12 protein-coding genes are annotated in these 12,517 nt (G+C 59.3%); 10 read left to right on the forward strand and 2 right to left on the reverse strand.

The genetic code is table 11. The features are described 5' to 3' along the window. Nucleotides 1-118: 118 nt before the first annotated feature. Together GR212_RS20195 and GR212_RS20200 are read right to left on the reverse strand one after the other, a co-directional pair. The gene (locus GR212_RS20195; RefSeq protein ID WP_163988695.1) at nucleotides 119-613 is read right to left on the reverse strand and encodes an Lrp/AsnC family transcriptional regulator; all 495 of its coding nucleotides are present in this window, start codon (nucleotides 611-613) and stop codon (nucleotides 119-121) included. A gap of 360 nt (nucleotides 614-973) precedes the next feature. Next, entirely contained in the window at nucleotides 974-1,567 is a 594-nt protein-coding gene (locus tag GR212_RS20200; RefSeq protein ID WP_163988696.1) for an amino acid synthesis family protein, read from the reverse strand. Nucleotides 1,568-1,734: 167 nt separating this feature from the next. Here GR212_RS20200 and GR212_RS20205 point away from each other — a divergent pair, with 167 nt between their 5' ends. The 10 genes from GR212_RS20205 (at nucleotide 1,735) to GR212_RS20250 (ending at nucleotide 12,499) form a co-directional block, all read left to right on the forward strand. Next, on the forward strand, nucleotides 1,735-3,540 hold the full coding sequence (locus tag GR212_RS20205) for a helix-turn-helix domain-containing protein (protein ID WP_163988698.1): 1,806 nt from the start codon (nucleotides 1,735-1,737) through the stop codon (nucleotides 3,538-3,540). 163 nt (nucleotides 3,541-3,703) lie between these two features. Beyond that, nucleotides 3,704-4,687, forward strand: coding sequence for a flavin reductase family protein (locus GR212_RS20210; protein WP_163988700.1), 984 nt, complete (start codon nucleotides 3,704-3,706; stop codon nucleotides 4,685-4,687). Between the two features lie 10 nt (nucleotides 4,688-4,697). Beyond that, nucleotides 4,698-6,209: an aldehyde dehydrogenase gene (locus tag GR212_RS20215; protein WP_163988702.1), complete on the forward strand. Its 1,512-nt coding sequence runs from the start codon at nucleotides 4,698-4,700 to the stop codon at nucleotides 6,207-6,209. Nucleotides 6,210-6,248: 39 nt separating this feature from the next. Continuing rightward, nucleotides 6,249-7,325 carry an LLM class flavin-dependent oxidoreductase gene (locus tag GR212_RS20220; RefSeq protein WP_163988704.1) on the forward strand — a complete coding sequence of 359 codons (1,077 nt, stop codon included), beginning with the start codon at nucleotides 6,249-6,251 and terminating at the stop codon, nucleotides 7,323-7,325. Nucleotide 7,326: 1 nt separating this feature from the next. Further along, nucleotides 7,327-8,136 (forward strand): alpha/beta fold hydrolase, encoded by an 810-nt coding sequence (locus GR212_RS20225; RefSeq protein ID WP_163988706.1) that lies wholly within the window; start codon nucleotides 7,327-7,329, stop codon nucleotides 8,134-8,136. Then, nucleotides 8,129-8,518, forward strand: coding sequence for a carboxymuconolactone decarboxylase family protein (locus tag GR212_RS20230; RefSeq protein ID WP_163988708.1), 390 nt, complete (start codon nucleotides 8,129-8,131; stop codon nucleotides 8,516-8,518). Before GR212_RS20225 ends, GR212_RS20230 begins: the two co-directional genes overlap by 8 nt. A 152-nt stretch (nucleotides 8,519-8,670) precedes the next feature. Next, nucleotides 8,671-9,504 (forward strand): transporter substrate-binding domain-containing protein, encoded by an 834-nt coding sequence (locus GR212_RS20235; protein WP_163988710.1) that lies wholly within the window; start codon nucleotides 8,671-8,673, stop codon nucleotides 9,502-9,504. Between the two features lie 60 nt (nucleotides 9,505-9,564). After that, a complete protein-coding gene (locus GR212_RS20240) occupies nucleotides 9,565-10,539 on the forward strand; it encodes an amino acid ABC transporter permease (RefSeq protein WP_163988712.1) in 975 nt (324 codons plus the stop codon). Then, nucleotides 10,536-11,279 (forward strand): amino acid ABC transporter ATP-binding protein, encoded by a 744-nt coding sequence (locus tag GR212_RS20245; protein WP_163988714.1) that lies wholly within the window; start codon nucleotides 10,536-10,538, stop codon nucleotides 11,277-11,279. Before GR212_RS20240 ends, GR212_RS20245 begins: the two co-directional genes overlap by 4 nt. A gap of 320 nt (nucleotides 11,280-11,599) precedes the next feature. Beyond that, complete coding sequence (locus GR212_RS20250) at nucleotides 11,600-12,499, forward strand: LysR substrate-binding domain-containing protein (RefSeq protein WP_163988716.1); 900 nt, start codon at nucleotides 11,600-11,602, stop codon at nucleotides 12,497-12,499. Nucleotides 12,500-12,517: the final 18 nt, after the last annotated feature.

The following is a 12,517-nucleotide window of genomic DNA, read 5'->3' on the forward strand; positions in this document are numbered from 1 at the left end:
GGCGGGCCTCTCTTTCCAGTTGCCCAATGCTGTCACGGAACGCGGCGAGAGATTGTCCATTGCTGGCAGGCAGAAGAGAGAAAGAACCCAAAGAGGGGGACGTCGATAGAGAGTTTCTCTACTCGTCGCCAGGAGTGTCTGCGGAAAGCAGTTCGGTGACGGGCAGTGTCGTCTCCTCTTTCACCGTCTTGGTCACGATATAGGTGAAGTAACGTTCGATGCCGACCTCGCGATCGAGGAGATCGTCTATCAGGCGCTGATAGGCATCGATATTGGTTGCCATGATCTTCAAGATGTAGTCGACACCGCCGCCGACGGCCCAGCAGGCAACGATCTCGGGAGTAGCCGCGACCGCCCTCTCGAAGCGATCGAAGTCGGCTTGGCGGTGATTGGAAAGCGTGAGCTCGACCATGACGTTTGCGATCGGGGCGAGGCGGCGCAGCGACAGGCGTGCATGATAGCCCGTGATGATTCCGGTCTTTTCCAGCTTTCGCAGGCGTAGCCAGCATGGCGTGGGAGATAGTCCGACCTTGTCGGCGAGGGCAAGTTTGGTGATGCGGCCATCGCGTTGAATGGCATCCAGTATCCGAAGATCGATAGCATCAAGTTTCATTTGAACGCTGCTTACGTGTCACTTGTCATTCTCAGACCAATGGCATTCGAAGACTGGGCTGGCAAGCATTGGATTCGACCGGCGAAAGCGTCCCGCCGCGCATACCCTCGCCAGCCACTTCGGCCGCTGTCGCGGGGGGCGCTTTCCTTTGAGGGGCTTGGTGCAGAAGAATGTCGATCTGCGCGCGAAGGTTTCGACGACGCCAGGCCTGGCGCCTGGCAGTTTTCTAAGATCTCGCCGTGCTCGGAGGAGAGCAAGCCTTACCCATCCCTCCCGACAGCAAGTGCCGCGGCCATGACGGCTGTCGCCAGATCAGCCGTATCGGCAAAATGGATGCCTGTTTCTTTGGTCGGGAGGAGGTCAGCCAAGCGCGGCCTTTTCCGCCTCCATCTCGGCAATATCTTGAAAGCGATCGGCGATGCGCGCATGTGCGCGACCGTTGTCGGAGGCGCCGATGGCGACGATGATTTCGTCGGGGCCGGGCGCATCGGCTATCTGGAAGCTGGCGGTCAGGAAATGCGAGCGCTTTCCATTTTCGCTCTTGTGCATCATCGGTAGAGAAAGAAGCGCTCCCGGCGCATTGCGGGTATTGGCGAATTCCAGGTAGTTGGTGCCACCGATCGCCTCGCGGAAGGGATTTCCAAAACGTAGCGTGTGGATCATCGCCGATGCATGCTCGATTTCGCCGTTGACACCGACGGCCGCCGCTTTGCCGCATGCCTCGATCTTGTCCGCCGGCATCTGGCGCAGCAACCTGATTGTCATTTCCTGGCTCAACTCGCCGGCAATGCGGATGATTTCCGGCCTCAGATTTTCGACGAAACCGCGGCCCGCCCAGGGATTGGGGATGATCGCGGCAACCACGACGATATTCACCGGACGCGGCGCAGCCTTTCCGCCTTCCACCAGCGTTTCTTCCAGGAAAGTGCAGATTTTTCTAATCTCAAGTGCCATGCCCAAGTACCGCTATAGAATGTTTAAGTCCGGTGCAGATTAGCGGGCGTGCCGCGTTGTTCATCCTCGATTTGGTGGAAATAGCCGGTAAAACTTCCACTGGAACGAAGTAGACGGGAAGGGCGCTGAGACGCATGATGTCGCTCCGGATTGGGAGAAACGGTCATTTGGATCAGACGTCGCAGATATTGTCCCTTCGTGATGTCGCCAGCCAGATCAACAGCGGCGGCAATCTCCAGACCATCCTCCAGCACCTCATCGCTGCCGCCTGCCGTCATGCCAATTGGGCGCTTGGCTCCATCATGGGGATCGATGCCGCCCATGGCTATGCGCATGTGATCGTTCGGCATGATCCGACGTTGATCGAAAGGCAACTGCCGGACAAATGGGAACTGGCGACAAGTCCTTCTCTGATCGCTCTGCAGCGAAACGAACCCATCTATATCCGTGATGCGAGAGAATCCTCCGAGTTTCCGGGCTACCGCAAAGAGGCGTTCGAGCGCGACTATCGAACCGTGCTCGTGATGCCGATGAACTGCCGGGACGCGGAGGGTCGGCCAATGGTGCTGAGCGTCATTGCACGCCAGATCACCGACGTTTCCGCCGAAGATCTCGCTTTTCTCGGCACGATCATTCATCTGGGGGCCATAGCGGTCGAGCGCGAGCATCGGCTGGAGGCGGAGAAGCGGTCAGCCCAGAGGCTTGAGCGAGCATTGAAGACCCATACGTCGCTTCTTGAGCATGTCCTCAGCGACGGGTCCGTTTCGTCGCTGTCGGCCATGGTTGGAACGATGTTTGCCAATCCGCTTGTCGTCCTCGACTTTACGGCCAATCAACTGATTGCGGGCCGATCACCATCGGCATCGCTCGATGACAGCGCCTGGCAGGAAATGGCCTCAAACGGTCTTGCCAGATCTCTCATGAAGACCGCGCGCGAGACCATCGAGACCGGCATGGCGGATACGGCCAGCCTGTTTCTCGACGATGGCAACAGACGTTTCAAGCTTTCCGCCCGCATCGAGGCACTGAGCGTAGACATGCAATTGGTCGGCGCGCTGATCATCTTCCCGACGGAGCGGGAGTTCAGCGATCTGGATCTGCTTATGCTCGACAGCGCCAAGTTTGCGCTCAGCGTCCAGATGATGCGTAGTTTCATCCGTTTTCGCTTCGAGACCCGCACGCAGAGCGAATTGTTTTTCGAGGTTGTCGAGGCGCGATGGCGCAATGCCAATGATATTGCTCAGCGGGCGCTGCGTCTCGGACTGAGCTTCTCTGTACCTCAACAGATGATCGTCATCGATTTTCCGGAGAAAACCAAGGCATTCGGCGGAGCATCCATCGATGTGGACCACACGCTTTCGCGGATCATGCAGCAGGTACAACTGCAGGCAAGCCTTGTGGCGGTCGATGGCGGCGTTGTTTGCCTCGTTCCTTACGATGCCGGCAAAAAGCAGGAACGCACCGCCAAGCTTACGCGTCGTATTGCGGAAGAGCTCGGCCGCTATTTCGACGAGGAGCCCATCGTGGTGGCGGGCAGCCGATGCCTGACGCTTGCCGACTATCCGCCCGCCTGGGAGCGATGCGGCAGAATGATCCGCATCGGACGGTCTTTTGGCCTGACCGGAGCGCTCGCGGCGCAGGATTTCGGGCCGCTACCGATGCTGGTTGCAGCCTCGGAGGCTGGCGATATCCGCAGCTTCGTGCAGGAAAGCGTCGGCGCCATTGCCGATCATGATCGCGAGAACGGCACGCCCTATCTCGAGACGCTATCGACCTATTTGCAGGAAGGCTGCCGCAGCCAGGCTTGCGCCGATACGATGGGGCTTCATGTGACGACGCTTCGGTATCGCCTGTCACGCATACAGGAACTCTTCGGCGTCGATGTCGAAAGTCCGGACAAGCGCTTCGCCGTCGAACTGGCAATTCGTCTCCACGGTGTCATAGACAATCGGCCGGCTGGTTCGAAGGCCTAGTTTTCCTGCCGTACCTTATGTCTTGAGGGGCGTTTTTGCCGGCCATTTTCACCTCCTACGAACCGGAGCAGAAGTTTTAGTCCTCGTCCGCCGATGGTGAGGAAGAATCGTGGGATCGCCCCCGGTAGCTTGCTCTCAACGAAGACAGAGGAGGCACGAGGGCATGGCGGACACGGCGGCAATGATGGATACCTCCATCGACCCGATCGCATTGCGCCGGGCCTTTGGGACGTTCGTGACGGGCGTGACCGTCATCACGACGCTCGATGAAGACGGCACCCCGCGCGGAATGACCGCAAATTCGTTTACCTCCGTCTCCCTCAATCCGCCGCTGCTGCTGGTTTGCGTCGCCAAATCCGCCTCGAGCTATCAGGCTTTCACCGGTTCCGATTGCTTCGCCGTCAACATCCTTCACGAGGGACAGGTCGACGTTTCGGCAACCTTCGCCTCCAAATCTCCGGACAAGTTCCAGTCGGTCAACCACGATCGCATCCATACCGGAGCGCCAGTCCTGACGGATAGCCTAACCTGGTTCGATTGTTCGGTCTTCAATCGCATGGATGCCGGGGATCATGCCGTTCTGATCGGAGAGGTGCGGGCGTTTGGCACCAGCCCCTCGGCTCCCCTCGGCTTTTGCCGGGGACGCTATGCGAGCGTAAAGGATCCGCTTCCCGCCGGTTGGCTCGCCTCGCACGGGATGATCATAGGCTATCTGATCGAGGCTAACGATCATCTGCTGCTCCGGTCGGATGGCAAGGGTGGTTGGGTGCTTCCAACGGCACGGCGGCGAAAGGCGGACAGCCAGCTGGTCGTCGACGGGGGCGGAGCGCTACGGCTCCTGCCGGACAACACGTTCCTCTATTCCGTCTTCGACGTCGCCGACAGCGATCCGGGCTACCTGATCTATCGCGCGCGCCTTGCGGATGAGGGAATGCCGGCCGACCTGCCCGTCGGACTGAAATTCTTCCACGTCGATGAGATCCCTTACGAGCAGGTGCCCACTCACGAACTGCGCTCGATGCTGCGCCGCTATGTGCGGGAGCGACGCGAAATGCGCTTCGGCATCTACATGGATTCCGACGATGGCGGCCGCGTCGCGATGATCGACGGTGAGGCCCATGCCTGGATGCAAAGCTCACACGAATAGGACGAGGAACATGAAGACGACGGTCAAATCACTCGAAGGCTCGCGGCAGCTGCTATTCATTAACGGCCGTTTCGTCGCGCCAAAGAGCGGCAATTATATTGCAAGCTACGATCCGACCACCGGCGAGCCCTGGTACGAGTTTGCCGAAGCCGATGCCGCGGATGTGGACGATGCCGTCGCCGCTGCCGGCAAGGCCTTTCGCAATCCCGCCTGGCGGCGCATGACGCAGACCGATCGCGGCAGGCTGGTGCGCAGGCTGGCGGATCTTGTCCTGCAGCACGCCGATGAGCTCGCGGAAATCGAGACGCGCGACAACGGCAAACTGATCAAGGAAATGCGCGCCCAGATGCGTGCCATGCCGGACAGCTACCATTACTTCGCCGGCATGGCCGACAAGCTGCAAGGCGAAACGATCCCGGTCAACAAGCTCGACATGCTGAATTTCAACATGCGCGAACCGCTCGGCGTAGTCGGCATGATCACACCCTGGAATTCGCCTCTGATGCTTTTGACGGGGACGCTCGCGCCCTGTCTGGCAATTGGCAACACCGTCGTCATCAAGCCTTCGGAGCATGCAACGGCATCGACGCTGGCGCTGGCCGAACTCATAGCAGAGGCGGGTTTTCCCGAGGGCGTCGTAAACGTGGTGACCGGCACCGGCAAAAGCGCCGGCGAAGCCCTGACGCGCCACCCGGGCGTTGCCAAATACGTCTTTACCGGCAGCACGAACACTGGTCGTCGCATTGCGGGCAACGCGGCCATGAATCTCATCCCGTGTTCGATGGAGCTCGGCGGAAAGTCGCCACACGTCGTTTTCGGTGACGTCGATATCGAACATGCGGTCAACGGCGTGGTCTCGGGGGTTTTTGCCGCCGCCGGCCAGACCTGCGTTGCCGGATCCCGCTGCTTTGTCGAGGCAAGCGTCTATGATCGCTTCATCGATGCATTGGTTGCCCGTACGCAGCGCATCAGGGTCGGTCACCCGATGGTTGCGGAGACGGACATCGGCCCGCTGGCGCTGGCCGACCAGCTTTCCAAGGTCGAGACCTATGTCGCGTCCGGGGTCAGGGAGGGGGCCAGGATCGCAACTGGCGGCAAGCGGCCGCAAGCTCAGGATCTTTCTCGCGGCTGGTATTTCGAGCCGACCGTGATGGTCGAGGCGCAGAACGACATGTCCTTCATGCGTGACGAACTCTTCGGACCGGTTGTCGGCGTCATGCCGTTCAGGACCGAAGAAGAGATGATCAGCCTCGCCAACGACACGAATTATGGCCTGGCCTCCGGTATCTGGACGCAGAACATCGATCGGGCCATGCGCTTCGCCAACCAGATCGAGGCCGGAACGGTATGGATCAATACCTACCGCTCATCCTCCTTCATGTCCGCCAATGGCGGCTTCAAGGAGAGCGGTTACGGCCGGCGCGGCGGCTTCGAGGTCATGCGGGAGTTCTCGCGCCTCAAGAACATCATCATCGACTATTCCGGCGCCATGCAGGACCCGTTCGTCATCCGCCTGAAGTGAAGACGCAGAAGAAAACAAACCCGAAAGGGAGGTAAACAGATGAAATTCGCGGTATCGCTGACCATGGAACGGTTCTCACCGGACGTTCCTATGTCCAGGGCAAAGAGCAACCTGCTGGAACTCGCGCGGATCGCCGACGAGGGCGGCTTCGAGGCGCTGTGGACGGCCGAGCACCACACGATCGAATGCACGATCTCTCCCAATCCGTTCCAGACGCTGGTCTGGCTGGCGCAGCATACACAGCAGATTCGCCTGGGAACGTCGACGCTCGTCGCTCCCTATTGGAACCCCATCCGCCTGGCTGGCGAGGCAGCGCTTTGCGACCATCTGACCGACGGCCGCCTCGAGTTCGGTATTGCCCGTGGCTCCTATCAGTATGAGTTCGACAGAATGGCCGGAGGCATGCCCCAGCAGGAGGGGGTGGCCTATATGAAAGAGATCGTGCCCGCGGTTAAGAAGCTCTGGGCGGGCGACTATGCCCATGACGGCCACTATTGGACATTTCCGGTTGCGACCTCGGTGCCGAAGCCGCTGCAGCAGCCGCATCCGCCGATATGGGTTGCAGCGCGCGATCCAGGGTCGTTCGACTGGGCGATTGCCAATGGTGCCAGCATCCTGTCCACTCCGCTTTCGGCGCCCGCGGCGGAAATACAGGTTCTTTCGGACAAGTTTCACAAGGCGGTTGCCGATCATCCGGAAGTCCCGCGCCCGCGCTTCATGATGCAGCGCCGGACCTGCGTCTATGACAAGCCGGATGGCTGGGAACTCGCTGTCCAACACAGCATGGACTATGGCCGCGCCTTCGAAAACCTCATGCAGAACATCGGCACGGTACGGGAAGGCTTCCCGGAAGCGGTCCCTTACGAGGCGGTCAAAGGCAAGGACAATTATAACCCGGATAACATTCGCAAGAACCTGATGTTCGGGACACCGGACGAAGCGATCGAGAAATTGCTGGTCTATGAGGCTGCAGGCGTCGATCAGTATTGTCTCGGCCTGACGTTCAACCTGCCCTTTGAGTTGCAGAAGCGAACGCTGGAACTCTTCGTCAAGGAAATCCTGCCCTTCTTCGCCGCGCGCGAGAAGGAGCAGGGGCGCAAGATGGCGGTAGGCTGACATGGCGGAGACCCAGCGCCATACCGTCGGTGACGTCACGCTCAACTATCGCATTGATGGTCATGGCGATCCTCTTGTTTGCATTCATGGTGTCGGCTCGTATCTCGAGGCTTGGGCCGGGGTGGTCGAGCGCCTCAAGGACCGTTTCACCGTCCTGACGTTCGACCTGCGGGGACATGGCGGTTCAAGCCGGATAAAGGGACGCTACGAAATCGACGATTTCGTCGACGAGGCGCTGGCCCTTGCCGACAGGGCGGGTTTTTCGACCTTCAATCTTGCCGGCTTTTCTCTCGGTGGATTGATCGCCCAGCGTTTGGCCCTGACCCATCTCGACCGGCTGCGCCGCCTCGTCTTGCTTTCGACGGTCGCCGGCCGCACGCCTGAGGAACGTTCCCGCGTTCTGGAGCGCCTTGCGGCGCTGCGTGTCGGCACGCCGGCGGATCATCACAATGCGTCGCTGTCGCGCTGGCTGACGGAAGAGTTTCAGGACCGGAACCCGGAAATCATCGCCTGGCTAAGGCAGCGTGACGCGGAGAATGATCCCGAGTGTTATGCCTCAGCCTACCGGGTGCTGGCCGAAACGGATTTCGGTGGCTTTCTCGACCAAATCCGCTGCCCGACGCTGATTGCAACGGGGGAGGATGATCTCGGCTCCAATCCGCGCATGGCCCGCTACATGCATGACCGCATTCCCGGCTCCGAGCTTCGGATCTTGCCCGGTCTGCGCCATTCGATCCTGATCGAGGCGCCGGAGAGGATCGCGACGCTGATGCGGCAATTCCTGGTGGGAGAGGAGGCGGCCCATGGATGACGCTTTGAAACGAAACGGTGAAGCGGTCAGGCGCAAGGTGCTTGGCGACGATTATGTCGACCGGGCGATCGGCGGAGCCGACGCCTTCTCCGGCCCGTTCCAGGACCTGCTCAACGAATATTGCTGGGGTGTCGCCTGGACGGACGACGCACTCGACCTCAGGCAGCGCAGCCTTCTCAATCTGGGAATGCTGGCGGCCTCCAACCGCATGCACGAATTCGGGATCCATTTCCGGGGCGCGATCCGCAACGGCCTGACGGATGACGAGCTTCGCGGAGCTTTGGTTCAGATCGCAATCTATTGCGGCATCCCGGCAGGCGTGGAGGCCTTTCGCGTCGCTCGATCCGTTCGGGACGACATGCAGCGGAAGGGAGAGTGCTGACTTCTCACTCTCGGAGGAACAAGCGGCCCACGGCTGCTCGATATCGCCGGAAGACGAAAGCTCCCGTGAAGGGTCAAGATCGTGTTGATGGTGGGGATACGATCCTGCATCGGAATTGAAATCAAATAACGACAACAGAGGGAACAAAATAGATGGATAGACTTGCAAGAATGGCAGCCGTTGCTGCTTCGCTCGCCGTCGCATTGGCAGCCTTGCCTGCCAATGCCGGCGCCGTCCTTGATCGGGTATTGGCGGCAAAGACCCTGAAAGTCGCGACCGATGCCAACTGGGCGCCGCAATCTTTCATGAACGACAAGAACGAGCTCGACGGGTTCGACGTCGATGTCGCCAAGGACATCGGAAAACGCCTTGGCGTGAAGGTCGAGTTCGTAACGCCCGGCTGGGACATCATCACCGCAGGCAATTGGGCCGGGCGTTGGGACATGCATGTCGGCTCGATGACGCCGACGAAAAAGCGTGCGGAGATCTTCGATTTTCCGGCAGTGTATTACTATACGCCTGCAGCCGTCGCGGTTCACAAGGACAGCAAGGCCACCAAGCTCTCCGATCTTGACGGGAAGGTGGTCGGAACGACGGCGACCTCCACCTTCGAGGCCTACGCCAAGCAGGACCTGACACTGGATGCCGCCGGCGCGCCCGCCTTCAAGTATGAGTTCAAGCCGAAGGAGGTAAAGTCCTATGCGAATTCGACCACCGCATTCGACGATCTCCGCCTGGGAGACGGCACGCGTCTCGATGCGGTCGTTTCCTCTCTCCCGAGCATTATCGATGCCCAGAAGGCAAACTATCCCATCAAGCAGCTTGGCGATCCCGTGTTCTACGAGCCGCTCGCCGTTGCTATCGAGCACGGGGACAAGGCGTTCAACGACAAGATCGCCGATGAGATAAAAGACATGAAGGCGGATGGGACACTGAGCAAGCTCTCGGTCAAATGGTATGGCGTCGACTATACGGTCGTAAAGTAGCAGACATCAATCTCGGCGGCTTGCGCAATCGAGCCGCCGACCTGGTTGAAGGGGAAAGAGATGCTTTATCCCGATACGGTTGAATCCGAAGTCCTTGTTCATAAGCCGTGGTTTGTCGCGACAGTTTTTGCGACGGTTCTGGTGGCTTTCCTGCTGTTTAATCTGACCGGCACCTCGCTCGGCGAGCTCATGCGCCCGGTGATCGGCGATCCCGCGACGTCGGGCCTTTACGGGCGCTTTGCCATTGCGTTCGCCATTGCCGTGATATTCGCGTTGAATGTCGTACTTATCGGCTTTGCGCCGCTCAGGCTGCAAATCGCCATCGTGTGGCTGGAATTGCTGATCCTCTTCCTGGCATTCTTCGAGACATTTCACCTGAGCCTGCCCTTTATTGCGGAAAAGCTTCCATTCCTCATCACGCAAGGGCTCGTTACCACGATCTACGTGTCGGCGGTGTCGATCGTCATTGCGTCGGCGATCGCCATTCTCGGCGCGGTGGCAAAACTTTCGAACAATGGTTTCGCCTATGCGATCGCGAGTTTCTACACCTCGTTTTTCCGTGGGCTTCCGCTGTTGATGCAGGTCTATCTTATCTATCTCGGCCTGCCGCAGCTCGGCTTCGTGATCGATGCGGTTCCGGCCGGCATTCTGGCGCTTTCGCTTTGTTACGGCGCCTACATGACCGAGATCTTTCGATCCGGCATCCAGAGTATCGATCGAGGGCAATGGGAAGCCTCTCGCTCGATGGGCTTCGGCTTCGGCGTTACGATGCGCAAGATCATCTTGCCGCAGGCGCTTCCCGTCATCATTCCGCCGACGGGAAATCAGTTTATCTCGATGCTGAAGGACAGCTCGCTCGTATCGGTGATTGGCGTTTGGGAGCTGATGTTCCTGGCGCGCACACTTGGGCAGAAGACCTTCCAGCACATGGAAATGCTGATTTCGGCCGCCATGCTCTACTGGATCCTGTCGATCTGCCTCGAGCTCATCCAGTCGCGCATCGAGCGCCATTATGCCAGGAGCAAAGTGCGATGAACGGCGACAAGATCATCGAAGTGAAGAACGTTTCGAAGTGGTACGGCAGCTTCAAGGTGCTGACGGACATCAATCTGACCGTTCGCAAGGGAGAGCGCATCGTCGTGTGCGGTCCGTCCGGCTCGGGAAAGTCGACGCTTATCCGCTGCTTCAACCGGCTGGAGGCGCATCAGGAAGGCGAGATAACCGTCAACGGCATCACGCTGCATGACCGGATGCGCAACGTCGGCGACGTGCGCAAGAACGTCGGCATGGTGTTTCAGCACTTCAATCTCTTCCCGCATATGACGGTGCTGATGAACTGCATGGTCGGCCCCATGTGGATCAAGGGCAAGTCGGAAGCCGAGGCCCGGCAGACCGCTTTGCGCTTCCTTGAGCGGGTTCGCATCCCGGAGCAGGCAAACAAGTATCCGGTCCAGCTGTCCGGCGGCCAGCAGCAGCGGGTGGCGATCGCCCGGTCTTTATGCATGCAGCCGCAGATCATGCTCTTCGACGAGCCGACGTCCGCGCTCGATCCGGAAATGGTATCGGAGGTGCTGGAGACCATGACGAGTCTCGCCAAAGACGGCATGACGATGGTATGCGTGACGCATGAAATGGGTTTCGCGCGGGCCGTTGCCGATCGGGTTATCTTCATGAATTCCGGCCAAATCGTCGAGGAGGGCGCTCCGCAGGACTTCTTTAGCAACCCGCGTCATGAGCGAACGAAGCTCTTCCTGAGCCAGATCCTAAAGCACTGATCGGATCGCGGTCGTTGCCAGGAAGACGATTGCCGGCAAGATATCGCGGCCGCGTCATGGGCCCCGTGGCGCCTGAGCCATCGCCCCGAAAGAAGCAAGAAGGCAGATTGCTGCAATCCCGTAAGGGCCGGGCCTATCTCGTAAACGAGACAGGCGGGCGATGGGTTGCCACCAGGTTCGTCGTCTTCGTTCCTGATCGACATGCACGCATTCTTTCTCCGCCGGCATTGAATCTTCGAAAATCGATCCTCTTCGCGACCTTGATTATGGTTTCGAGATCGAGAATAGTGTGGCATCTTAATTCTCGTATTTGAGAGATAATGGATTTCACAGCCCTCGAAATTTTCCTGGTCGTCGCAGAACAATCGAGCGTCACCCGTACCGCGGCAATCATCGGTCGCGCGCCGTCCAATATCACCAACCGCGTTCGCGCACTGGAAGACGAACTTGGCGTTGCGCTGTTCAGCCGCGATGGAAAGAAGATGACGCTGACCCGGGAAGGGCGGGTTTTCCGCTCCTATGCACGTCGTTTGACGACGCTTGCCAAGGACGCAAGAAATGCCGTCATTTCGGCTGGACCTGCCGAGGTTCTGCGCGTGGGTACGATGGAAAGCACGGCGGCCAGTCGTCTTCCTTCGGTGTTGCAGGAGTTTGGTCAGACCTACCCGGCTATTTCTCTGCGATTGACGATCGGTGCTACCGACGAATTAACCCGTGGCGTTCTTTCGGAGGAAATCGATTGCGCATTGATCGCCCGTGTTCCGGCCGATCTGTCCGACACGGCCTCTGCCTCATCCGAGCGCCAATTTGATCTTCTCCAGGCAAACTCGGTCTTTGCGGAAGACCTGCTTCTGGTCCTTCCGCCCACCTCCCGCAATGTTCGTACCGCGGCAGACATTCAGTCGGACGTGCTCGTTGCTCTTGAGCCGGGCTGCACCTATCGTCGCGTGGCTGAGCATTGGATTCGGCAGGCCCGACAAATCCGCACCGTCGAAGTCGCGTCCTATCACGCCATTCTGGCAAATGTCGTCGCTGGCCACGCCGTCGGCGTGGTGCCCCGATCCGTGCTGGAGATGATGCATTGGCCAAGCGACATCAAGACCCACACCCTCGGCGAGGTCGAAACACTGTTGATCCGCCGCAAAGATAATCAGTCGCCAGCCTTCGGCTTCTTTCACGAGGCACTGGTTGCCAATCGAGCTTCAGTGGTTTCGCGCTGACTTTCCTCAACAGCCCTC

The organism is Martinezella lusitana (assembly GCF_010668395.1).
GTDB classification, from domain to species: domain Bacteria; phylum Pseudomonadota; class Alphaproteobacteria; order Rhizobiales; family Rhizobiaceae; genus Rhizobium; species Rhizobium lusitanum_A.

What these genes read in the sequence shown, in the direction of transcription:
- GR212_RS20235 (WP_163988710.1), top strand. Translation starts at nt 8,671, where the DNA reads ATGGATAGACTTGCAAGAATGGCAGCCGTTGCTGCTTCGCTCGCCGTC.
- GR212_RS20230 (WP_163988708.1), top strand. Translation starts at nt 8,129, where the DNA reads ATGGATGACGCTTTGAAACGAAACGGTGAAGCGGTCAGGCGCAAGGTG.
- GR212_RS20245 (WP_163988714.1), top strand. Translation starts at nt 10,536, where the DNA reads ATGAACGGCGACAAGATCATCGAAGTGAAGAACGTTTCGAAGTGGTAC.
- GR212_RS20215 (WP_163988702.1), top strand. Translation starts at nt 4,698, where the DNA reads ATGAAGACGACGGTCAAATCACTCGAAGGCTCGCGGCAGCTGCTATTC.
- GR212_RS20220 (WP_163988704.1), top strand. Translation starts at nt 6,249, where the DNA reads ATGAAATTCGCGGTATCGCTGACCATGGAACGGTTCTCACCGGACGTT.
- GR212_RS20200 (WP_163988696.1), bottom strand. Translation starts at nt 1,567, where the DNA reads ATGGCACTTGAGATTAGAAAAATCTGCACTTTCCTGGAAGAAACGCTG.
- GR212_RS20240 (WP_163988712.1), top strand. Translation starts at nt 9,565, where the DNA reads ATGCTTTATCCCGATACGGTTGAATCCGAAGTCCTTGTTCATAAGCCG.
- GR212_RS20250 (WP_163988716.1), top strand. Translation starts at nt 11,600, where the DNA reads ATGGATTTCACAGCCCTCGAAATTTTCCTGGTCGTCGCAGAACAATCG.
- GR212_RS20225 (WP_163988706.1), top strand. Translation starts at nt 7,327, where the DNA reads ATGGCGGAGACCCAGCGCCATACCGTCGGTGACGTCACGCTCAACTAT.
- GR212_RS20210 (WP_163988700.1), top strand. Translation starts at nt 3,704, where the DNA reads ATGGCGGACACGGCGGCAATGATGGATACCTCCATCGACCCGATCGCA.
- GR212_RS20195 (WP_163988695.1), bottom strand. Translation starts at nt 613, where the DNA reads ATGAAACTTGATGCTATCGATCTTCGGATACTGGATGCCATTCAACGC.